At 65.9% G+C, this 21,534-nt stretch carries 14 protein-coding genes, 3 rRNA genes and 1 riboswitch; of the genes, 14 read left to right on the top strand and 3 right to left on the bottom strand.

Annotated features, from left to right (window positions below; genetic code table 11):
• Nucleotides 1–110: 110 nt before the first annotated feature.
• The 13 genes from ACN20J_RS09740 (at nucleotide 111) to ACN20J_RS09680 (ending at nucleotide 15,693) form a co-directional block, all read left to right on the top strand.
• Nucleotides 111–1,638, top strand: a 16S ribosomal RNA gene (locus ACN20J_RS09740).
• A gap of 316 nt (nucleotides 1,639–1,954) precedes the next feature.
• Nucleotides 1,955–5,078 (top strand): 23S ribosomal RNA (locus ACN20J_RS09735).
• Between the two features lie 88 nt (nucleotides 5,079–5,166).
• A 5S ribosomal RNA gene (rrf, locus tag ACN20J_RS09730) occupies nucleotides 5,167–5,283 on the top strand.
• The 16S, 23S and 5S rRNA genes sit together here, the layout of an rRNA operon.
• Nucleotides 5,284–5,436: 153 nt before the next feature.
• Nucleotides 5,437–6,045 carry a CDP-alcohol phosphatidyltransferase family protein gene (locus ACN20J_RS09725; protein WP_055614787.1) on the top strand — a complete coding sequence of 203 codons (609 nt, stop codon included), beginning with the start codon at nucleotides 5,437–5,439 and terminating at the stop codon, nucleotides 6,043–6,045.
• Nucleotides 6,046–6,161: 116 nt separating this feature from the next.
• Nucleotides 6,162–8,657 carry a mannose-1-phosphate guanyltransferase gene (locus tag ACN20J_RS09720; protein ID WP_055614786.1) on the top strand — a complete coding sequence of 832 codons (2,496 nt, stop codon included), beginning with the start codon at nucleotides 6,162–6,164 and terminating at the stop codon, nucleotides 8,655–8,657.
• 90 nt (nucleotides 8,658–8,747) lie between these two features.
• A complete protein-coding gene (locus tag ACN20J_RS09715; RefSeq protein WP_189845301.1) occupies nucleotides 8,748–9,650 on the top strand; it encodes a DUF881 domain-containing protein in 903 nt (300 codons plus the stop codon).
• Nucleotides 9,647–9,979 carry a small basic family protein gene (locus tag ACN20J_RS09710; RefSeq protein ID WP_003988855.1) on the top strand — a complete coding sequence of 111 codons (333 nt, stop codon included), beginning with the start codon at nucleotides 9,647–9,649 and terminating at the stop codon, nucleotides 9,977–9,979. Before ACN20J_RS09715 ends, ACN20J_RS09710 begins: the two co-directional genes overlap by 4 nt.
• Nucleotides 9,980–9,984: 5 nt before the next feature.
• Nucleotides 9,985–10,929, top strand: a complete 945-nt coding sequence (locus tag ACN20J_RS09705) for a DUF881 domain-containing protein (RefSeq protein WP_419665717.1) — start codon at nucleotides 9,985–9,987, stop codon at nucleotides 10,927–10,929.
• Nucleotides 10,930–10,990: 61 nt separating this feature from the next.
• A complete protein-coding gene (locus tag ACN20J_RS09700; RefSeq protein ID WP_189845299.1) occupies nucleotides 10,991–11,923 on the top strand; it encodes an FHA domain-containing protein in 933 nt (310 codons plus the stop codon).
• A 42-nt stretch (nucleotides 11,924–11,965) separates the two neighbouring features.
• Nucleotides 11,966–12,700, top strand: a complete 735-nt coding sequence (locus tag ACN20J_RS09695) for a MerR family transcriptional regulator (protein ID WP_269653495.1) — start codon at nucleotides 11,966–11,968, stop codon at nucleotides 12,698–12,700.
• Between the two features lie 86 nt (nucleotides 12,701–12,786).
• Entirely contained in the window at nucleotides 12,787–13,260 is a 474-nt protein-coding gene (locus ACN20J_RS09690; protein WP_006123076.1) for a bifunctional nuclease family protein, read from the top strand.
• Between the two features lie 214 nt (nucleotides 13,261–13,474).
• On the top strand, nucleotides 13,475–14,107 hold the full coding sequence (locus ACN20J_RS09685) for a MerR family transcriptional regulator (protein ID WP_079053640.1): 633 nt from the start codon (nucleotides 13,475–13,477) through the stop codon (nucleotides 14,105–14,107).
• A gap of 179 nt (nucleotides 14,108–14,286) precedes the next feature.
• A complete protein-coding gene (locus ACN20J_RS09680) occupies nucleotides 14,287–15,693 on the top strand; it encodes a DNA polymerase IV (protein WP_419665716.1) in 1,407 nt (468 codons plus the stop codon).
• Between the two features lie 393 nt (nucleotides 15,694–16,086).
• On the opposite strand, the gene ACN20J_RS09675 is transcribed toward ACN20J_RS09680, so the two are convergent.
• Entirely contained in the window at nucleotides 16,087–16,461 is a 375-nt protein-coding gene (locus ACN20J_RS09675) for a PRC-barrel domain-containing protein (protein ID WP_189845296.1), read from the bottom strand.
• A gap of 104 nt (nucleotides 16,462–16,565) precedes the next feature.
• A riboswitch (glycine riboswitch) is annotated at nucleotides 16,566–16,661 on the top strand.
• Between the two features lie 186 nt (nucleotides 16,662–16,847).
• On the opposite strand from ACN20J_RS09675, the gene gcvP reads away from it, so the two are divergent.
• Nucleotides 16,848–19,733, top strand: coding sequence for an aminomethyl-transferring glycine dehydrogenase (gcvP, locus tag ACN20J_RS09670; protein ID WP_419665715.1), 2,886 nt, complete (start codon nucleotides 16,848–16,850; stop codon nucleotides 19,731–19,733).
• 103 nt (nucleotides 19,734–19,836) lie between these two features.
• Here the strand turns inward: gcvP and ACN20J_RS09665 are convergent, their stop codons facing one another.
• Both ACN20J_RS09665 and ACN20J_RS09660 read right to left on the bottom strand, forming a co-directional pair.
• Nucleotides 19,837–20,040: a DUF5999 family protein gene (locus tag ACN20J_RS09665; RefSeq protein ID WP_055615784.1), complete on the bottom strand. Its 204-nt coding sequence runs from the start codon at nucleotides 20,038–20,040 to the stop codon at nucleotides 19,837–19,839.
• A gap of 416 nt (nucleotides 20,041–20,456) precedes the next feature.
• The gene (locus ACN20J_RS09660) at nucleotides 20,457–21,053 is read right to left on the bottom strand and encodes a hypothetical protein (protein WP_419665714.1); all 597 of its coding nucleotides are present in this window, start codon (nucleotides 21,051–21,053) and stop codon (nucleotides 20,457–20,459) included.
• Between the last annotated feature and the right edge of the window lie 481 nt (nucleotides 21,054–21,534).

Below are 21,534 nucleotides of genomic sequence, written 5' to 3'. Positions count from 1 at the left end.
TCCTGCCGGGCATTGTTCCGGTAGGCGCACAGCGAGGACGCTGTGAACAATCGGGCTTATTCCGCCTGGTTGTTCCGCTCTCGTGGTGTCATCCCGATTACGGGAATACATTCACGGAGAGTTTGATCCTGGCTCAGGACGAACGCTGGCGGCGTGCTTAACACATGCAAGTCGAACGATGAAGCCCTTCGGGGTGGATTAGTGGCGAACGGGTGAGTAACACGTGGGCAATCTGCCCTTCACTCTGGGACAAGCCCTGGAAATGGGGTCTAATACCGGATAACACTCCTGCCCGCATGGGTGGGGGTTGAAAGCTCCGGCGGTGAAGGATGAGCCCGCGGCCTATCAGCTTGTTGGTGAGGTAGAAGCTCACCAAGGCGACGACGGGTAGCCGGCCTGAGAGGGCGACCGGCCACACTGGGACTGAGACACGGCCCAGACTCCTACGGGAGGCAGCAGTGGGGAATATTGCACAATGGGCGAAAGCCTGATGCAGCGACGCCGCGTGAGGGATGACGGCCTTCGGGTTGTAAACCTCTTTCAGCAGGGAAGAAGCGAAAGTGACGGTACCTGCAGAAGAAGCGCCGGCTAACTACGTGCCAGCAGCCGCGGTAATACGTAGGGCGCAAGCGTTGTCCGGAATTATTGGGCGTAAAGAGCTCGTAGGCGGTCTGTCACGTCGGATGTGAAAGCCCGGGGCTTAACCCCGGGTCTGCATTCGATACGGGCAGACTAGAGTGTGGTAGGGGAGATCGGAATTCCTGGTGTAGCGGTGAAATGCGCAGATATCAGGAGGAACACCGGTGGCGAAGGCGGATCTCTGGGCCATTACTGACGCTGAGGAGCGAAAGCGTGGGGAGCGAACAGGATTAGATACCCTGGTAGTCCACGCCGTAAACGGTGGGAACTAGGTGTTGGCGACATTCCACGTCGTCGGTGCCGCAGCTAACGCATTAAGTTCCCCGCCTGGGGAGTACGGCCGCAAGGCTAAAACTCAAAGGAATTGACGGGGGCCCGCACAAGCAGCGGAGCATGTGGCTTAATTCGACGCAACGCGAAGAACCTTACCAAGGCTTGACATCGCCCGGAAAGCATCAGAGATGGTGCCCCCCTTGTGGTCGGGTGACAGGTGGTGCATGGCTGTCGTCAGCTCGTGTCGTGAGATGTTGGGTTAAGTCCCGCAACGAGCGCAACCCTTGTTCTGTGTTGCCAGCATGCCCTTCGGGGTGATGGGGACTCACAGGAGACTGCCGGGGTCAACTCGGAGGAAGGTGGGGACGACGTCAAGTCATCATGCCCCTTATGTCTTGGGCTGCACACGTGCTACAATGGCAGGTACAATGAGCTGCGATGTCGCAAGGCGGAGCGAATCTCAAAAAGCCTGTCTCAGTTCGGATTGGGGTCTGCAACTCGACCCCATGAAGTCGGAGTTGCTAGTAATCGCAGATCAGCATTGCTGCGGTGAATACGTTCCCGGGCCTTGTACACACCGCCCGTCACGTCACGAAAGTCGGTAACACCCGAAGCCGGTGGCCCAACCCCCTTGTGGGGAGGGAGCTGTCGAAGGTGGGACTGGCGATTGGGACGAAGTCGTAACAAGGTAGCCGTACCGGAAGGTGCGGCTGGATCACCTCCTTTCTAAGGAGCATCTAGGCCGCCAAGTCCGCTTGGTGGTCCAGGGCCATTACGTCGGCACACGTTCGACGGTGGTTGCTCATGGGTGGAACGTTGATTATTCGGCACTCTCAGTCATCTCGGGCTGCAAGTACTGTCCCTTTGGGGCGTGGAAAGCTGATCATGAGTGGCGAGGGTGTCGGGCACGCTGTTGGGTGTCTGAGGGTACGGACCTTGTGTCTGGATCTTCAGTGCCGGCCCCGGTAAAAATCTGCTTCGGCGGGTTGTGACGGGTGGTTGGTCGTTGTTTGAGAACTGCACAGTGGACGCGAGCATCTGTGGCCAAGTTTTTAAGGGCGCACGGTGGATGCCTTGGTACCAGGAACCGATGAAGGACGTGGGAGGCCACGATAGTCCCCGGGGAGCCGTCAACCAGGCTTTGATCCGGGGGTTTCCGAATGGGGAAACCCGGCAGTCGTCATGGGCTGTCACCCACATCTGAACACATAGGGTGTGTGGAGGGAACGCGGGGAAGTGAAACATCTCAGTACCCGCAGGAAGAGAAAACAACCGTGATTCCGGGAGTAGTGGCGAGCGAAACCGGATGAGGCCAAACCGTATACGTGTGAGACCCGGCAGGGGTTGCGTGTACGGGGTTGTGGGATCTCTCTTTCACAGTCTGCCGGCTGTGAGACGAGTCAGAAACCGTTGGTGTAGGCGAAGGACATGCGAAAGGTCCGGCGTAGAGGGTAAGACCCCCGTAGTCGAAACATCAACGGCTCGTTTGAGAGACACCCAAGTAGCACGGGGCCCGAGAAATCCCGTGTGAATCTGGCGGGACCACCCGCTAAGCCTAAATATTCCCTGGTGACCGATAGCGGATAGTACCGTGAGGGAATGGTGAAAAGTACCGCGGGAGCGGAGTGAAATAGTACCTGAAACCGTGTGCCTACAAGCCGTGGGAGCGTCGCTCATCAAGTTTACTTGGTGGGTCGTGACTGCGTGCCTTTTGAAGAATGAGCCTGCGAGTTTGCGGTGTGTTGCGAGGTTAACCCGTGTGGGGAAGCCGTAGCGAAAGCGAGTCCGAATAGGGCGGTTTAGTAGCGCGCTCAAGACCCGAAGCGGAGTGATCTAGCCATGGGCAGGTTGAAGCGGCTGTAAGAGGTCGTGGAGGACCGAACCCACCAGGGTTGAAAACCTGGGGGATGACCTGTGGTTAGGGGTGAAAGGCCAATCAAACTCCGTGATAGCTGGTTCTCCCCGAAATGCATTTAGGTGCAGCGTCGTGTGTTTCTTGCCGGAGGTAGAGCACTGGATAGGCGATGGGCCCTACCGGGTTACTGACCTTAGCCAAACTCCGAATGCCGGTAAGTGAGAGCACGGCAGTGAGACTGTGGGGGATAAGCTCCATGGTCGAGAGGGAAACAGCCCAGAGCATCGACTAAGGCCCCTAAGCGTACGCTAAGTGGGAAAGGATGTGGAGTCGCAGAGACAACCAGGAGGTTGGCTTAGAAGCAGCCACCCTTGAAAGAGTGCGTAATAGCTCACTGGTCTAGTGATTCCGCGCCGACAATGTAGCGGGGCTCAAGCGTACCGCCGAAGTCGTGTCATTTCAGCATTGAGGGCCAACGCCCGCTGGGATGGGTAGGGGAGCGTCGTGTGCCGGGTGAAGCCGCAGCGGAAGCTAGTGGTGGACGGTTCACGAGTGAGAATGCAGGCATGAGTAGCGATACACACGTGAGAAACGTGTGCGCCGATTGACTAAGGGTTCCTGGGTCAAGCTGATCTGCCCAGGGTAAGTCGGGACCTAAGGCGAGGCCGACAGGCGTAGTCGATGGATAACCGGTTGATATTCCGGTACCCGCTGTGAAGCGTCAAACATTGAACCAGGCGATGCTAAGTCCGTGAAGCCGCCCTGGAGCCTTCGGGCAAAGGGGAGTGGTGGAGCCGACGGACCAGACCTGTAGTAGGTGAGTGATGGGGTGACGCAGGAAGGTAGTCCAGCCCGGGCGGTGGTTGTCCCGGGGTAAGGGTGTAGGCCGTGTGATAGGTAAATCCGTCGCACATTGAGGCTGAGACCTGATGCCGAGCCGATTGTGGTGAAGTGGATGATCCTATGCTGTCGAGAAAAGCCTCTAGCGAGTTTCATGGCGGCCCGTACCCTAAACCGACTCAGGTGGTCAGGTAGAGAATACCGAGGCGTTCGGGTGAACTATGGTTAAGGAACTCGGCAAAATGCCCCCGTAACTTCGGGAGAAGGGGGGCCATCACTGGTGATGAGATTTACTCTCTGAGCTGGGGGTGGCCGCAGAGACCAGCGAGAAGCGACTGTTTACTAAAAACACAGGTCCGTGCGAAGCCGTAAGGCGATGTATACGGACTGACGCCTGCCCGGTGCTGGAACGTTAAGGGGACCGGTTAGTGCACTTTCGGGTGTGCGAAGCTGAGAACTTAAGCGCCAGTAAACGGCGGTGGTAACTATAACCATCCTAAGGTAGCGAAATTCCTTGTCGGGTAAGTTCCGACCTGCACGAATGGCGTAACGACTTCTCGACTGTCTCAACCATAGGCCCGGTGAAATTGCACTACGAGTAAAGATGCTCGTTTCGCGCAGCAGGACGGAAAGACCCCGGGACCTTTACTACAGTTTGATATTGGTGTTCGGTTCGGCTTGTGTAGGATAGCTGGGAGACTTTGAAGCGGGCACGCCAGTGTCTGTGGAGTCGTCGTTGAAATACCAGTCTGGTCGTGCTGGATGTCTAACCTGGGTCCGTGATCCGGATCAGGGACAGTGTCTGATGGGTAGTTTAACTGGGGCGGTTGCCTCCTAAAGAGTAACGGAGGCGCCCAAAGGTTCCCTCAGCCTGGTTGGCAATCAGGTGTTGAGTGTAAGTGCACAAGGGAGCTTGACTGTGAGACCGACGGGTCGAGCAGGGACGAAAGTCGGGACTAGTGATCCGGCGGTGGCTTGTGGAAGCGCCGTCGCTCAACGGATAAAAGGTACCCCGGGGATAACAGGCTGATCTTCCCCAAGAGTCCATATCGACGGGATGGTTTGGCACCTCGATGTCGGCTCGTCGCATCCTGGGGCTGGAGTCGGTCCCAAGGGTTGGGCTGTTCGCCCATTAAAGCGGTACGCGAGCTGGGTTTAGAACGTCGTGAGACAGTTCGGTCCCTATCCGCTGTGCGCGTAGGAATATTGAGAAGGGCTGTCCCTAGTACGAGAGGACCGGGACGGACGAACCTCTGGTGTGCCAGTTGTCCTGCCAAGGGCATGGCTGGTTGGCTACGTTCGGGAGGGATAACCGCTGAAAGCATCTAAGCGGGAAGCCTGCTTCGAGATGAGTATTCCCACCAACTAGATTGGTTAAGGCTCCCAGTAGACGACTGGGTTGATAGGCCGGATGTGGAAGCCTCGTAAGGGGTGAAGCTGACTGGTACTAATAGGCCGAGGGCTTGTCCTCAGTTGCTCGCGTCCACTGTGTTGGTTCTGAAACCACGAACAACCGTTGTAGCCATGGTCACGGCTCCGGTTTGTCTGTTTCATAGTGTTTCGGTGGTCATAGCGTGAGGGAAACGCCCGGTTACATTCCGAACCCGGAAGCTAAGCCTCACAGCGCCGATGGTACTGCAGGGGGGACCCTGTGGGAGAGTAGGACACCGCCGAACTCCTTTTAGAGCTCCGGTTCTTGGACTTTCAGTCCAAGAACCGGAGCTTTTTTGTTTTCCGGGACGCCGGCCGAACCCCCTCCGCGCTGCGGGCAGATGCCTGAGGGTAAGGTCAGGGGGCATCGTTGGCACGTTCCCACAGGAGGCCCCCGGGTGGAGGTCCAGGAGACCCGCGTCCAGACAGACCGGGTCCTCACCATCCCCAACATCCTCAGCATGGCGCGTCTCGCAGGCGTGCCGCTGTTCCTGTGGCTGATTCTCAGGCCTGAGTTCGGCGGTCCCCAGAGTGACGGCTGGGCACTACTGGTGCTCATGCTCAGCGGCATCAGCGACTATTTGGACGGCAAGCTGGCCCGTCGCTGGAACCAGATCAGCAGCCTCGGCCGGCTGCTGGACCCCGCGGCCGACCGGCTCTACATTCTGTCGACTTTGGTCGGGCTCACCTGGCGCGAGATTCTGCCGCTGTGGCTGACAAGTGTCCTGCTGGCGCGTGAGCTGCTTCTCCTGGTGATGGTGGGCATCCTCAGGCGGCACGGCTATCCGCCCCCGCAGGTGAACTTCCTTGGGAAGGCTGCTACGTTCAACCTGATGTATGCCTTCCCGTTGCTGCTGCTCAGTGACGGAAGTGGATGGCTTGCGTCACTCGCTGCTATTTTCGGATGGGCGTTCGCAGGATGGGGTACAACGCTCTACTGGTGGGCAGGGATCCTCTACGTGGTTCAGGTCCGCCGCCTTGTCCGCGCGGACACCACGGCCGACTGAGCTCGCCGAATAGGCGGCCGTTAGTGGCCTCTGATGGCCCGCAAGCAGAATGTGCGGGACAATCTGACGGGTGAAGTCGGCTAGACCGTCGTCTCTTCAAGGAGGACGCTTCCGACATGAAGGCCGTCGTGATGGCCGGAGGTGAAGGCACACGCCTTCGCCCCATGACCTCAAGCATGCCCAAGCCGCTCCTGCCCGTGGCCAATCGCCCGATCATGGAGCATGTGCTGCGGCTGCTCAAGCGGCATGGGCTCAACGAGACCGTCGTTACTGTCCAGTTCCTGGCCTCTCTCGTCAAGAACTACTTCGGTGACGGTGAAGAGCTCGGTATGGAGCTCACCTATGCCAATGAGGAGAAGCCACTCGGTACTGCCGGCAGTGTCAAGAACGCCGAGGAAGCGCTGAAGGACGACACCTTCCTCGTGATCTCCGGTGATGCTCTGACCGACTTCGATCTCACTGATCTGATCAATTTCCACAAGGAAAAGGGCGGGCTGGTCACCGTCTGTCTGACCAGAGTCCCGAATCCGCTGGAATTCGGTATCACCATCGTGGACGAGGAAGGCAAGGTCGAGCGCTTTCTCGAGAAGCCCACCTGGGGCCAGGTCTTCTCGGACACCGTGAACACCGGTATCTACGTCATGGAGCCAGAGGTATTCGACTACGTCGAGGCCGATGTCTCCGTCGACTGGTCCGGCGATGTCTTCCCTCAGCTGATGAAGGAGGGCAAGCCGATCTACGGCTATATCGCCGAGGGGTACTGGGAGGACGTCGGCACGCACGAGAGCTATGTGAAGGCGCAGGCCGATGTCCTGGAGGGCAAGGTCGACGTCGAACTCGACGGCTTCGAGATCTCGCCCGGGGTATGGGTCGCGGAAGGCGCCGAAGTACACCCCGACGCCGTGCTGCGAGGACCGCTCTACATCGGGGACTACGCCAAGGTCGAGGCCGACGTCGAGATTCGCGAGCACACCGTGGTGGGCTCCAATGTCGTCGTGAAGGCAGGGGCGTTTCTGCACAAGGCCGTGCTGCACGACAACGTGTACATCGGCCAGCACAGCAATCTGCGCGGCTGTGTCATCGGCAAGAACACCGACATCATGCGGGCCGCCCGAATCGAGGACGGCGCCGTCATCGGGGACGAGTGCCTGGTCGGTGAAGAATCGATTGTCCAGGGCAATGTGCGGGTCTATCCGTTCAAGACCATCGAGGCCGGCGCCTTCGTCAATACGTCGGTCATCTGGGAGTCCCGGGGGCAGGCCCACCTCTTCGGAGCCCGCGGGGTCTCCGGGATCCTGAACGTGGAGATCACGCCCGAACTCGCCGTACGCCTGGCGGGTGCCTATGCGACAACGCTGAAGAAGGGCTCGACCGTCACGACCGCCCGTGACCACTCGCGAGGCGCTCGTGCGCTCAAGCGGGCGGTCATCTCGGCCCTGCAGACCAGTGCCATCGACGTACGGGACCTGGAGAACGTACCGCTGCCGGTGGCGCGGCAGCAGACCGCGCGAGGCAGTGCCGGCGGGATCATGATCCGGACGACACCCGGGGTTCCCGACTCCGTCGACATCATGTTCTTCGACGGGCGTGGGGCGGACCTGTCGCAGGGGAGCCAGCGGAAGCTGGACCGGGTGTTCGCGCGGCAGGAGTACCGGCGTGCGTTCCCGGGTGAGATCGGGGACCTGCACTTCCCGGCCAGCGTCTTCGACTCGTACACCGGTTCTCTGCTGCGGAATGTGGACACCACCGGGGTCGCCGAGTCCGGGCTCAAGGTGGTCGTGGACGCGTCGAACGGCAGTGCCGGACTGGTGCTGCCCAGCCTTCTGGGCAAGCTCGGGGTCGACTCGCTGACCATCAATCCCGGTCTCGACGAGTCGCGGCCCACCGAGACCGCGGACGCCCGCAGGTCGGGGATGGTGCGACTCGGCGAGATCGTGGCGTCGGCGCGCGCCGCGTTCGGCGTGCGGTTCGACCCGGTGGGCGAGCGGCTGTCGCTCGTCGACGAAAAGGGCCGGATCATCGAGGACGACCGGGCGCTGCTCGTCATGCTCGACCTGGTCGCCGCCGAACGACGGAGCGGGCGGGTCGCGCTGCCCGTGACCACCACGAGGATCGCCGAGCAGGTGGCGGCATACCACGGGACCCAGGTCGACTGGACGACGACGTCGCCGGACGATCTGACGCGTGTGGGGCGTGAGGAGTCGACGATCTTCGGAGGCGACGGGCGCGGTGGGTTCATCGTGCCGGAGTTCAGCAGCGTCTTCGACGGCACGGCGGCCTTCGTGCGGCTCATCGGTCTTGTGGCGCGGACGCAGCTCACTCTCAGCCAGATCGACGCGCGGATTCCGCGGGCGCACGTCCTCAAGCGTGATCTCGCGACTCCCTGGGCCGTCAAGGGGCTTGTGATGCGGCGCGTGGTCGAAGCGGCCGGTGACCGGTTCGTGGACACGACCGACGGCGTACGCGTGGTGGAGACCGACGGGCGCTGGGTGATGGTGCTTCCCGACCGGGCGGAGGCTGTCACGCATCTGTGGGCCGAAGGGCCCGACGACGCGTCCGCGCAGGCCCTGCTCGACGAGTGGTCGTCGGTGGTGGACAGCGCCGGTCGCTGAGCGGCACGCGCGCGTGCCGGACGTGCCTCAAAGGGGCACGTCCGGCACGACGGTGGGGCCATTCGGAGGTACTGCCCGCGACGTGCGACGATGTGCGGCATGCCGCAGCAGCCCCCCGTTCGGAGCACTCCTACGCGCCCCCCGCGCCTGGACGCATCCATGTCGCTGCTCACCAACGTCATGGACCACAGTCTCGACGACGGGTACGCGGAGGCGGCTGCCCGCAAGAAGGCCGACGGGACCGGCGCCCTGCCGAAGACACTGCGGGCGAAGCTCGGACTCGCGGCCGGTCTGGTGCTCGCGGCCCTCGTGGTGACCGTGGGGGCCGCGCAGGCGCGGATAGCGGCCCCGGTCGTCGCCAAGGAGCGCGAGGAACTCATCGACCGCATCGACCGCGAGACGTCGGCGGCCGACAAGCTCGAGGGCAGCATCGACAAACTCCGCGACGACGTGAGCGCGCGTCAGCGCGAGGCGCTGAAGAAACACGGCGGGGACCAGGGCGAGTTGGTGGGCATCCTGGCCGGCGCGGTCGAAGTGCACGGCCCCGGGGTGAAGCTCGTCGTGGACGACGCCAAGGAAGCCGACCAGGGCGGCGACGGAGACGCACGCGAGACGTCGGGCTTCTCCGACACCGGGCGGGTACGCGACCGCGACATGCAGCGCGTGGTCAACGGGCTGTGGGAGTCGGGCGCCGAGGCCATCTCGATCAACGGACAGCGGCTGACGGCACTGTCTGCGATCCGGGCCGCCGGCGACGCGATACTGGTCGACAACAAGCCCCTGGTGCCGCCCTACACGGTGTTGGCGGTGGGGGACGGCGAGCGGCTGAGCACTGCGTTCCAGAACAGCGGCGACGGACAGTATCTGGACGCCCTCCGGAAGAACTTCCATATCCGGACAGGGATTTCCGTCGAGGACGACGTCCGGCTGCCCGCCGCACCGAGTGTGATCGTACGAACAGCGCAACCGAGAACAGAGAAAGGCACATCGTGATCGCCGTACTGGGCCTCGTCGTGGGAGTCGTGGCTGGATTGTTGGTCCGGCCCGAGGTTCCGGCGGTGGTCGAGCCCTATCTTCCGATCGCCGTCGTCGCGGCGCTCGACGCCGTGTTCGGAGGTCTGCGGGCGATGCTCGACGGCATCTTCGACGACAAGGTCTTCGTGGTGTCGTTCCTGTCCAACGTCGTCGTGGCCGCGCTGATCGTCTTCCTCGGAGACAAGTTGGGTGTGGGCGCCCAGCTGTCCACGGGTGTCGTGGTCGTCCTCGGCATCCGGATCTTCTCCAACGCCGCGGCGATCCGCCGTCACGTCTTCCGGGCGTGAGGCGGATGAGCAGCCAGGACGAGACCCCAGAGAACCGAGAGAACTCAGAGACTTCACAGTCCCCTGAGGCCGCACAGTCCCCTGAGACCCCCAAGGGCCCGGACGCCCCGGAGGCCTCAGAGAATCGCCTGCGCAAGGAACTTCCCGAAGAGGTGCGGGCGCAGGAGGCGAAGGCCGAGGGGAACGCGGAGTCGCCGGACGCCGGGGCGGAACCGCGCAAGCCGGTTCTGACCGGTCGGCAGCGGCTGGTGAAGGGCCTTTGGCCGCCGCGCGTGTCGCGTGCGCAGTTCATCGTCGCCCTCCTGCTGTTCGGCCTCGGCTTCGGCCTCGCCGTCCAGGTGGCGTCCAACAGCGACAGCGACGGCGCCCTCCGCGGCGCGCGTCAGGAGGATCTCGTACGCATCCTCGATGAACTGGACGACCGTACGCAGCGTCTGGAAGAGGAGAAGCAGGGGCTGGAGGATCAGCGCACCGAGCTGGAGAACAGTTCGGACCAGGCCGAGGAGGCCCGCAAGCAGACGGTCGAGAAGGAGAAGCAACTCGCCATTCTGGCGGGCACCGTGGCGGCGCAGGGCCCCGGCATCACGCTGACCATCGAGGACCAGAAGGGGACGGTCGAGGCCGACATGCTGCTCGACGCGATCCAGGAGCTGCGTGCCGCCGGAGCGGAGGCGATCCAGGTCAACGGAGTAAGGGTCGTCGCGGGCACCTATCTGACGGATGTGAGCGGCGGAGTCGCCGTAGACGGGAACAAGATCAGCGCCCCCTATCGTTTCAAGGTCATCGGCAAGCCTCAGGACCTCGAACCGGCGCTCAACATCCCGGGCGGAGTGGTGCAGACTTTGGAGAAGGAGCAGGCCACTGTCACGGTGGAACGATCGGACAAGATCATCGTGGACGCCTTGCGACCGGCGAAGCGGCCTGACTACGCTCGGTCGTCCTCCCAGTGAACAGGGGGTGCTTGGGGGCCGCCCCCCGAGGGCATGAGGTTGCGGGGGGTCGACGCACCGAATGGGTGGTGCGTGGTGGAAACTGTCTGGTGGATACGGACGTTGTGAGGGTGTCCGGCTCGGCCGGTGTGTGCAATCAGGGTTCGTCCTGCCCCACGGGCGGGTCTGTTTCGGTCAAGGGGAATCGCCCGTGAAGTTGTTTTCGAAGTTGTTCGGCAAGAGCGCGCGAGAGGGCAGCGACAACGCGACTGCCCGCCATCGCGCACGCCCCGCGGAGGGCGAGGACCAGGGGGACCGCCCGCTGTTCCGCGATCAGGTCGGTGGTCCTGGTGGTGACATTTCCGGTGGTCAGGGCGCGCCGTCTGTTGACCCTGCCCAGTCGGGACGCATAGGTTTCGGCTCCGACCCGTATGCGTCCAACGCCCCCACGGGGCAGCCGCGGCAGGAGGATCCGTCGATGTCGGCCCTGGTGTGTACGAGGTGCGGTAACCGCAACGCGGAGGCGAGTCGCTTCTGCTCGAACTGCGGCGCTCCGCTGCGGGCCGGGGCGACCCCCGAGCGTCCGTCGGAGACCACCTCGACGATCTCCATCTCGGGCCTCGAGGCCTACGACGCCGAGGTCACCGGCCAGACGCAGATGCCGATGCTCTCGCCCGAGGCGCAGGCCGCCGTGGACGCGCTGCCGCTCGGCTCGGCGCTCCTGGTGGTGCGCCGCGGGCCGAACTCGGGCAGCCGCTTCCTGCTGGACGGCGAGCTGACCACCGCCGGCCGTCATCCGCAGAGCGACATCTTCCTGGACGACGTGACCGTGTCGCGCCGCCATGTGGAGTTCCGTCGCGTTTCCGACGGCTCGTTCACGGTGGCGGACGTAGGCAGCCTCAACGGCACGTACGTCAACCGGGAGCGGATCGACTCGGTCCCGCTGGCGAACGGCGACGAGGTGCAGATCGGTAAGTACCGGCTGGTCTTCTACGCGAGCCAGCGGGGTATCTGACCCGCCCCCGGACCTGGTCCGGGGGGACCCTCAGGAAGGTCCATGCTTCGAACACCGAGCGGCGGTGTCGGCCACGGCACCGCCGCCATGGACAACGGACTGATGAGCATCGGCACGGTGCTCAATGTGCTGCGCGACGAGTTCCCCGAAGTCACCATCTCCAAGATCCGTTTCCTGGAGTCGGAGGGGCTCATCGAGCCGCAGCGGACACCGTCGGGGTACCGGAAGTTCAGCCCGGGCGACGTCGAGCGCCTCGGGCACGTCCTGAGGATGCAGCGGGACCACTATCTGCCCCTGAAGGTGATCCGCGAGCACCTGGACGCCGTGGAGCGCGGTGAGGCGGTGCCGCTGCCGTCCGTGGGCCGCCAGCGCGACGGTGAGGTGCTCTGCGAGTCCGAGGGGCCCACAGTGGCCCGGATCGGGCGTGCCGAGCTGCTGGCCGCCGTGGAGATCGGCGAGCAGGAGCTCGAGGAGTGGGAGTCGTACGGGCTCATCACACCGCTGCCGGAGGGGGTCTACGACGCCGAGGCGGTGACGGTGGCGGGTCTCGTCGTGGAACTGGGGCGGTTCGGGATCGAGCCGCGCCATCTGCGTGCCGTGAAGGCCGCCGCCGACCGTGAGGCCGGCCTTGTCGACCAGGTCGTGGCCCCGCTGCGGCGTCACCGCAATCCGCAGACCAGGGCGCACGCGGAGGCGCAGACCAAGGAGCTGGCGGGGCTCGCGGTGAAGCTGCACGCCGCGCTGGTGCAGTCCGCGCTCGGGGTGCGGCTGCCCTGACCCGGTGGGTCGCGTGGAGCGCGGGATCGGGCGCCCAATCCGTGCCCGACTACCCAAAGATGCCGGGCACGGCCTAGGGTTGCTGTGTGAACGAGCTCGACGTCGTAGGTGTCCGGGTCGAAATGCCCTCCAACCAACCGATCGTGCTCCTGCGTGAAGTGGGAGGCGACCGTTACCTCCCCATCTGGATCGGGCCGGGGGAGGCGACGGCGATCGCCTTCGCACAGCAGGGCATGGCCCCCGCGCGACCGCTGACCCACGACCTGTTCAAGGACGTGCTGGAGGCCGTCGGCCAGGAGCTCACCGAGGTGCGCATCACGGACCTGCGGGAGGGCGTCTTCTATGCGGAGCTGGTGTTCGCCAGCGGGGTCGAGGTCAGTGCCCGGCCGTCCGACGCCATAGCGCTCGCGCTGCGCACCGGGACGCCGATCTACGGCAGCGACGGGGTGCTGGACGACGCCGGTATCGCGATCCCGGACGAGCAGGAGGACGAGGTGGAGAAGTTCCGCGAGTTCCTCGACCAGATCTCGCCCGAGGACTTCGGGACCAACAGCCAGTGACCTTCGCCTAGGCGCTCCGGTGACCCTCCGGGACCGCCGGACGACAGGCCGTGCGGCGGTCGTCCCGAGATCATTCGGCTAGCCTTTCCCCGCGGTGGGACACGGGAAACCACTCCTAGGGTGATTATCACTCGGCGTGCCGAGTGTGGCGGTCGTTGACGCACCCCCGGTGGCTGCCTACCGTCGAGAAGGCAGGTCAAGGACGGAGGTCGGCGTGAGAAGCAGCGGCGACGGTACGGCTGGGGGTGCCCCCGGACCCGGTCTGGGGGAGAGCAGCCCGTACCCGCTTCACAGCAGCGCGGCCGATCACGTACAGCGGCCGACAGCGGTGCCCGAGGACGGCGAGGTGGCGTCCGAGGAGGTCGGTTATCGGGGGCCCACGGCCTGCGCGGCCGCGGGCATCACCTACCGGCAGCTGGACTACTGGGCCAGAACCGGGCTCGTCGAGCCGAGCGTGCGGGCCGCCTACGGGTCGGGGACGCAGCGGCTCTACAGCTTCCGGGACGTCGTCGTCCTGAAGATCGTCAAGCGGTTCCTCGACACCGGGGTCTCGCTGCAGAACATCCGCACCACCGTCCAGCACCTGCGTGAGCGCGGGTTCCGGGACCTGGAGCGGATGACGCTGATGAGCGACGGCGCGACGGTCTACGAGTGCTCCTCGCCCGACGAGGTCCACGCGCTCCTCCAGGGCGGACAGGGCATCTTCGGGATCGCGGTGGGCGTGGTCTGGCGGGACGTCGAGAGCGCCCTCTCACAGCTGCACGGGGAGCGTGTCGACACGGGGGAGACACTTGTCCGGCCCAATCCGGCGGACGAGCTGGCGCGGCGGCGTAATCGTGCGGTCTGAGCCGGCGGGCGCCGGCTGAGTTTTCCGGCTCGGGCCCTGTCCGGGCCGTCAGATCCTGCCGCCTGGTACCTGCTGCCCGCCGCCTTGCGCCCGTCGCTCGGCGTGCGGGCGGTCCGGTTTCGTGGCGGTCCACAGGTCGTGCCGGGGCATTGTCAGTGGCGTAGGGCAGCATCGGAGATGTGAGAACCGCGCCCACGATCCTGCATCTCGACATGGATGCCTTCTACGCCTCGGCGGAGCAGGCGGCCAAGCCGAGCCTGCGCGGGAAGGCGGTCATCGTGGGCGGGCTCGGGCCGCGGGGCGTGGTGGCGACCTGCTCGTACGAGGCACGGGTCTTCGGGGTGCATTCGGCGATGCCCATGGCGCAGGCCCGCCGGCTGGCGCCGAACGCCGCGTATCTCGTACCCCGCTTCGGGTTGTACCGGGAGGTCAGCGAGCAGGTGATGGCTCTGCTGCGGGATCTGTCGCCCCTGGTGGAGCCGCTGAGCCTGGACGAGGCGTTCGTGGACCTGGAGGCCGGCCAGACGGCCTGGGACGCGGAGTCTGCGCGGCTGACCGGGGTGAAGCTGCGTGGAGACATCCGGACCGTCACCGGGCTGACCGGGTCCGTGGGGCTCGCCGCCTCCAAAATGGTCGCGAAGATCGCCTCCGAGCAGGCCAAGCCCGACGGGCTCGTGCTGATAGAGCCGGGCACCGAGCGGGAACTGCTCGCCCCCATGTCCGTGCGCACGCTGCCGGGCGTGGGGCCCGCCACGGGGGACCATCTGCGGCGGGCCGGGATCACCACGGTCGGGGAGATCGCCGAGGCGGGCGAGGACGAGCTCGTACGGCTTCTGGGGAAGGCCCACGGGGTCGCGCTGTACGCCATGGCGCTCGCGCATGACGTGCGGCCCGTGGTGGCCGAGCGGGACACCAAGTCGGTGTCCGTCGAGGACACGTACGACGTGGACATCCATGACCGGGTGCGGGTGCGGATGGAGGTGCAGCGGCTGGCCGACCGGTGTGTGGGGCGGTTGCGGGGTGCGCATCTGTCGGGGCGGACCATCGTGCTGAAGGTCCGGCGGTACGACTTCTCGACGCTGACCCGGTCCGAGACGCTCAGGGGGCCCACGGACGACCCCGCGGTGGTGCGGGAGGCCGCGGCGCGGTTGCTGGAGTCCGTGGACACCACGGGCGGCGTGCGGCTTCTGGGGGTGGGGGTCTCGGGGCTCGCCGACTACACGCAGGAGGATCTCTTCGCGCAGGCTCGGACGGCTGCCGCTGCCGCCTCCGCCGAGGAGCTTGAGCATGTGGAGCATGAAGAGACCGAGGAGGCGGTCGAGGAGCCGGTGCCCCCTGCGGAGCGGCGGTGGCATGCGGGGCACGATGTGCGGCATGCCGAGTTCGGGCACGGGTGGGTGCAGGGGAGTGGGCTGGGGCGGGTGACTGTGCGGTTCGAGACGCCGGGGTCCTTGCCGGGGCGGGTGCGGACGTTTCGGAGCGATGATCCTTTGTTGGAGGTTGCTGAGCCGTTGCCGTTGGTGGAGCGGCGGCCTGGTGATGTGGGGGCGCCTGCGGGGTCGCCTGCGGCGGGCGGGGAGGGGTGACCTTGGTGAGCTTGTTTGTGGGTGCGGGTTGGTTGTGGCTGGGTGCGCCGTTCCCCGCGCCCCTGAAAGCGGAGGGGGCTGGGGTGTGTTTGTGGGTGCGGGTCCGCCGTTGCTGGTCGCGCAGTTCCCCGCGCCCCTAAAAATGGGCCAGCGTCGCCCCGCGCCCCTAAAGAAGGCCAGCGTCGCTCCGCGCCCCTAAAAAGGCCAGCCTCGCCCCTCGCCCGTTGGAGACCGGTCAAAGCCGCAGCCGCCCTCGGGTCTTTGGAGACGGGTCCAAGCCGTAGCCGCCCTCGCGCCTTTGGAGACGGGTTAAAGCCGCAGCCGCCCTCGGGTCTTTGGAGACGGGTTAAGGCCACAGCCCCGCCCCTCGCCCCATTGGTGACGGGCGGGCCCCTACTGGGAGTCGTCCTTGCCTGCCAGGTGGCCGAAGTCGTGGTCCGGGAAGGGGGGTGGAGGGGCTACGTCCAGGCCGTAGTGGTGGTAGAGCTGGAGTTCTTGTTCGGGGGAGAGGTGGCGGCCCACGCCGAAGTCGGGGGCGTCCTTGATCAGTGCGCGTTCGAAGGGGACTCGGAGGGCCCCGTCGGCCAGCTCGCTGGGCTCCAGAGGGACGAAGGCGTCTCTGCTGAACAGGCCGGTGCGTATGGCCGCCCACTCCGGTACGCCGGTCGCGTCGTCGAGGTAGACCTCGTCGACCGTGCCGATTTTGGTGCCGTTGCGGTCGAACGCCTTGCGGCCTATCAGGTTGCGCGGATCGATGTCGGTCTGCACGGGCCCTCCAGCTGCTCGCAACTCATCCGTAAGCACTACGAAAGAGCACTTTGAGGAGGGCGGCCACTCGAGGGAACCCCGCTGGTACGCTGGGCAACGGCTGCTGACCCCGTGCGGGAGAGTCCTCCAGGCTTCATCGGAGGCGCCGAAGGAGCAAATCCTCCCCGGAATCTCTCAGGCCCACGTACCGCATGGACGAGGTCACTCTGGAAAGCAGAGCGGTGTTCGAGTTTTTTGGACGGGTTCCGCTCTCACCGACGGTGAAAGCCGGTGCGCCTTCACGGGCGGGCCGGTGAAGCTCTCAGGTTGAGATGACAGAGGGGGAGGCCGTCCGGGCACCCATGCAGTGGTGCCCTCGAAGGTCGTCAGACCAGGAGGCCTCCGCAATGACCGCCCATCGTATTCCGCTCTCAGAGCTCGAACAGGGAATCCCCTTCGAGCAGCGCCACATCGGGCCCGACACCGAAGCCCGGGCAAAGATGCTCGCGCACGTGGGGTACGGCTCGCTCGACGAGCTGACGGCCACCGCGGTCCCGGATGTGATCAAGAACGCCGACTCGCTCGAACTGCCGGGCGCCCGCACCGAGGCCGAGGTACTGGCCGAGCTGCGCTCCCTCGCGGACCGCAACCAGGTGCTGGATTCCATGATCGGGCTCGGGTACTACGGGACGTTCACGCCGCCCGTCATTCTGCGGAACGTCATGGAGAGTCCGGCCTGGTACACGGCGTACACGCCGTATCAGCCCGAGATCTCGCAGGGGCGCCTAGAGGCGCTGCTCAACTTTCAGACCGTGGTCGCCGAGCTGACCGGACTGCCGACCTCCGGGGCCTCGCTGCTCGACGAGGGCACCGCGGCGGCCGAGGCCATGGCGCTGTCGCGGCGGATGGGCAAGAACAAGAAGGGCCTGTTCCTGGTCGACGCGGACACCATGCCGCAGACCATCGCCGTGATCGAGACCCGCGCCGAGCCGACCGGTGTCGAGGTCGTCGTCGCCGACCTGAGCGACGGCATTCCGGCCGAGCTCGCCGAGCGCGAGATCAACGGCGTGCTCCTCCAGTACCCCGGCGCCTCCGGTGCCGTACGGGACCTCAAGCCCGTCGTCGAGCGGGCGCACGAGCTGGGCGCGGTCGTCACCGTCGCCGCGGATCTCCTCGCCCTGACGCTGCTCACCTCGCCCGGTGAGCTCGGCGCCGACATCGCGGTCGGTACGACGCAGCGCTTCGGTGTGCCGATGGGCTTCGGCGGGCCGCACGCCGGTTACATGGCCGTGCGCGAGAAGTTCGCGCGCAGTCTGCCCGGCCGGCTTGTCGGTGTCTCGGTCGACGCGGACGGCAACAAGGCGTACCGGCTCGCCCTGCAGACGCGCGAGCAGCACATCCGCCGCGAGAAGGCGACCAGCAACATCTGTACGGCTCAGGTGCTGCTCGCCGTGATGGCCGGGATGTACGCCGTCTACCACGGGCCCCAGGGCCTCAAGTCCATCGCGCGGCGCACCCACCGGTACGCCACGATCCTCGCCGCGGGTCTGAAGGCCGGCGGGGTCGAGGTCGTCCACGAGGCGTACTTCGACACGCTGACCGTGCGGGTGCCGGGCAAGGCGGCCGAGACGCTCGCGGCGGCGCGCCGGGGCGGGGTCAACCTCCGGCTCGTCGACGCCGACCACCTGTCCCTCGCCTGCGACGAGACCACCACGCGGGCCCAACTGGGCGCCGTCTGGGCCGCGTTCGGTGTCGACGGCGACGTGGCCGTGCTGGACGAGGCGACGGAGGACACGCTGCCGGCCGCGCAGCTGCGCACCGACGAGTACCTCACGCACCCGGTCTTCCACCAGTACCGGTCCGAGACCGCGATGCTGCGCTACCTGCGCAAGCTGGCCGACCGTGACTACGCGCTCGACCGGGGCATGATCCCGCTGGGCTCCTGCACGATGAAGCTCAACGCGACGACCGAGATGGAGCCGGTGACCTGGCCCGAGTTCGGGCAGCTGCACCCCTTCGCGCCCGCCGAGCAGGCGCAGGGCTACCTCACGCTCATCCGTGAGCTGGAGGAGCGGCTCGCCGAGGTCACGGGCTACGACAAGGTGTCGCTGCAGCCCAACGCCGGTTCGCAGGGCGAGCTCGCCGGTCTGCTGGCCGTACGCGGCTATCACCGGGCCAATGGCGACGAGCAGCGCACGGTCTGCCTCATCCCGTCGTCCGCGCACGGGACGAACGCCGCGAGTGCGGTGATGGCCGGGATGAAGGTCGTCGTCGTGAAGACCGCGGACGACGGCGAGATCGACGTCGAGGACCTGCGGGCCAAGATCGAGCAGCACCGCGACGAGCTGTCGGTGCTGATGATCACGTACCCCTCGACGCACGGGGTGTTCGAGGAGCACGTCGCCGACATCTGCGCCCAGGTGCACGAGGCGGGCGGCCAGGTGTACGTCGACGGCGCCAACCTCAACGCGCTGGTGGGGCTTGCCAAGCCGGGGCACTTCGGCGGCGACGTCTCGCACCTCAACCTGCACAAGACGTTCTGCATCCCGCACGGCGGCGGCGGTCCGGGTGTCGGTCCGGTCGGGGTACGCGCCCATCTCGCGCCGTATCTGCCGAACCATCCGCTGCAGCCCGCCGCGGGCCCGGAGACGGGCGTGGGCCCGATCTCGGCCGCTCCCTGGGGCTCGGCGGGCATCCTGCCCATCTCCTGGGCGTACGTCCGTCTCATGGGCGGTGAGGGGCTCAAGCGGGCCACGCAGGTCGCCGTGCTCAGTGCCAACTACATCGCCAAGCGTCTCGAGCCGCACTACCCGGTGCTCTACACCGGTCCCGGCGGGCTCGTGGCGCACGAGTGCATCATCGATCTGCGTCCGCTGACCAAGGCGACCGGTGTGAGCGTCGACGACGTCGCCAAGCGGCTGATCGACTACGGGTTCCACGCGCCGACGATGTCGTTCCCGGTGGCCGGCACGCTGATGATCGAGCCGACGGAGAGCGAGGACCTGACAGAGATCGACCGGTTCTGCGACGCGATGATCGCCATCCGTGCGGAGATCGAGAAGGTCGGCTTGGGCGAGTGGGCGGCGGACGACAACCCGCTGCGGAACGCCCCGCACACGGCCGCCGCGCTCGGCGACGCCTGGGAGCATGCGTACAGCCGCGAGGAGGCGGTGTTCCCGGCCGGTGTCTCGGCCGCGGACAAGTACTGGCCGCCGGTGCGCCGGATCGACCAGGCCTACGGCGACCGGAACCTGGTCTGCTCCTGCCCGCCGCTGGACGCCTACGAAGAGTAATCACTGCCAGACATGCGTCGGGGCCGGTTCCGGGATTGCTTCCCGGGCCGGCCCCTCATGTGTCCGGACGGCTTGCCCCGCCGCCCTTGGTGCACCGCCCCGCTCAGGCGGCGGTCATCACGTCCAGTGCCACAGGGCGATGTGGAGCGATGATCCGGCCGTCCGGCAGGAGCTCACCGGTGTCCTCGAAGAGGAGAACGCCGTTGCACAGCAGGCTCCATCCCTGCTCCGGGTGGTGCGCCACGAGAAGCGCGGCCTCCCGGTCGGCGGAGTCGGCTGTCGGGCACGGTGGCTGGTGCTGGCACATTGATGGGATCTTTCGCTTTGGTGTGAGGTCGGTGATCGGTGTCGTGTCTGTTCCGCGGCTCGAACTGATGCTCATTGCCGCCCCCCGTTTGTCAGATGGTCCGGAACCCAGTGTTGCCCTACGGGCGTCAATCCGCAGGGATTTGGCGTCAGCGCTCCTCACAGGTTGATGACGCATCACCCGTGCGGACGGTTCATTCCAACTGGGCTGCCTCTTCGGGTGGTTCGCAATGGTCGGATGGGGCTAGTCCGGACGGGCCGGGGGTGCGGTGAGTCGATGTGGCGTCACAGCGAGCGACACCGTCCCCAGAGCCACACCGTCCCCAAAGCCCCATCGTCCTCAGGGCGACACCGTCCCGCACAGCGGCGTGCCCCGCGGCCGGGGTGTGGCCGCGGGGCACGGAAGCAGGGGTGCGCTCAGGCGGGTGAGCCGAGCAGCGGGGCGGGCGTCGGCGTCGGTGTGAGCCGATGGGTCAGAACGGGCAGCAGCTCGGCCACGCGGTGCGGTCGGTGCGCGGCGATGCCGGGTGGGGCGGGAGCCAGCGGCACCAGGAGGTCGGTGGCCGCGGGATGGCCCTCGGCGCCGTCGGCCGCGCAGTCGCCGTGCAGCCAGAGTGTGAGCATGTAGAGCTCGGGTACGGACAGCAGACGGGCCTGGTACGACCCGGTCATCGTCTCGGCCTGGCGCAGGGCGCGCTCGGTGGCGGTGACGTACGGGCCCTCGAAGAAGTGCGAGAAGGCCCAGCCGTCGGGGGTCAGCCTCGTCTCCGCGGCTGCCACGGCGCGTTCGCTGCAGCGGATCAGGAAGCGCCACCCGGCGAGGCGGGTGGCCGAGGTGCCCGCCGGGGTGATCCGGTCGAGTACGTGGACGGGCAGCGGCAGATCGGGTGTGGCGGGTCCCTGGGCGTTGCGCAGGGACGGGGTACGTGCTTCACGGACCGCGGTGGGGGAACCGAGGGCGGTGAGGACGGTGCGCAACGCGGGCGCGGGAGCCGGGGGCACATGCAGCGGCATGGTGGGTCGCCTCTCATTCGACAGGCATGGTGGCGCGAGGGCGGGGGCGGACGGCGCTGTCAGCTCTCGGGTCAGAGGAGCGAGGGCCCAAGATCCGGTCGTCAAAGTGACGTCGTTCGCCCGAAGGGTCGGCCGCGTGGCGGGCGGCACTTTGACGGCAGGACCTACCATGGCGAACGCCAACTCTCTGCCTCGTTCGCGGAGTTTATACGACACGTGTTCTGACGGTGTTTCGTCTAGCCGTTCCGCGCATTAAGGGCAAGAGACAATTCGGTCGGCGTGACGAGCGTTTGGTCCTGGTTCTCCAGGGGTACCCGTCGATGACCTCGGAATATGCCACCGGGGTGGACGGCCGGTTCCTGTCGGCGTTTTTCACGACTGGGTCGATCGCCGAAAGCGCGCACTGACGCATGCCTGGTGAATGTGCCTGTGGGTATCCGCGTTCGGAGTAGCGCCCGGGGGTCTGTTCCAGGGAGTTATC

This window comes from Streptomyces sp. 2-1, assembly GCF_048564895.1.
In the GTDB taxonomy this organism is placed as follows: Bacteria; Actinomycetota; Actinomycetes; order Streptomycetales; family Streptomycetaceae; genus Streptomyces; species Streptomyces phaeochromogenes.
Note: the sequence above shows the minus strand (reverse complement) of the source record. Positions and strands in the feature narration are given on the sequence as shown.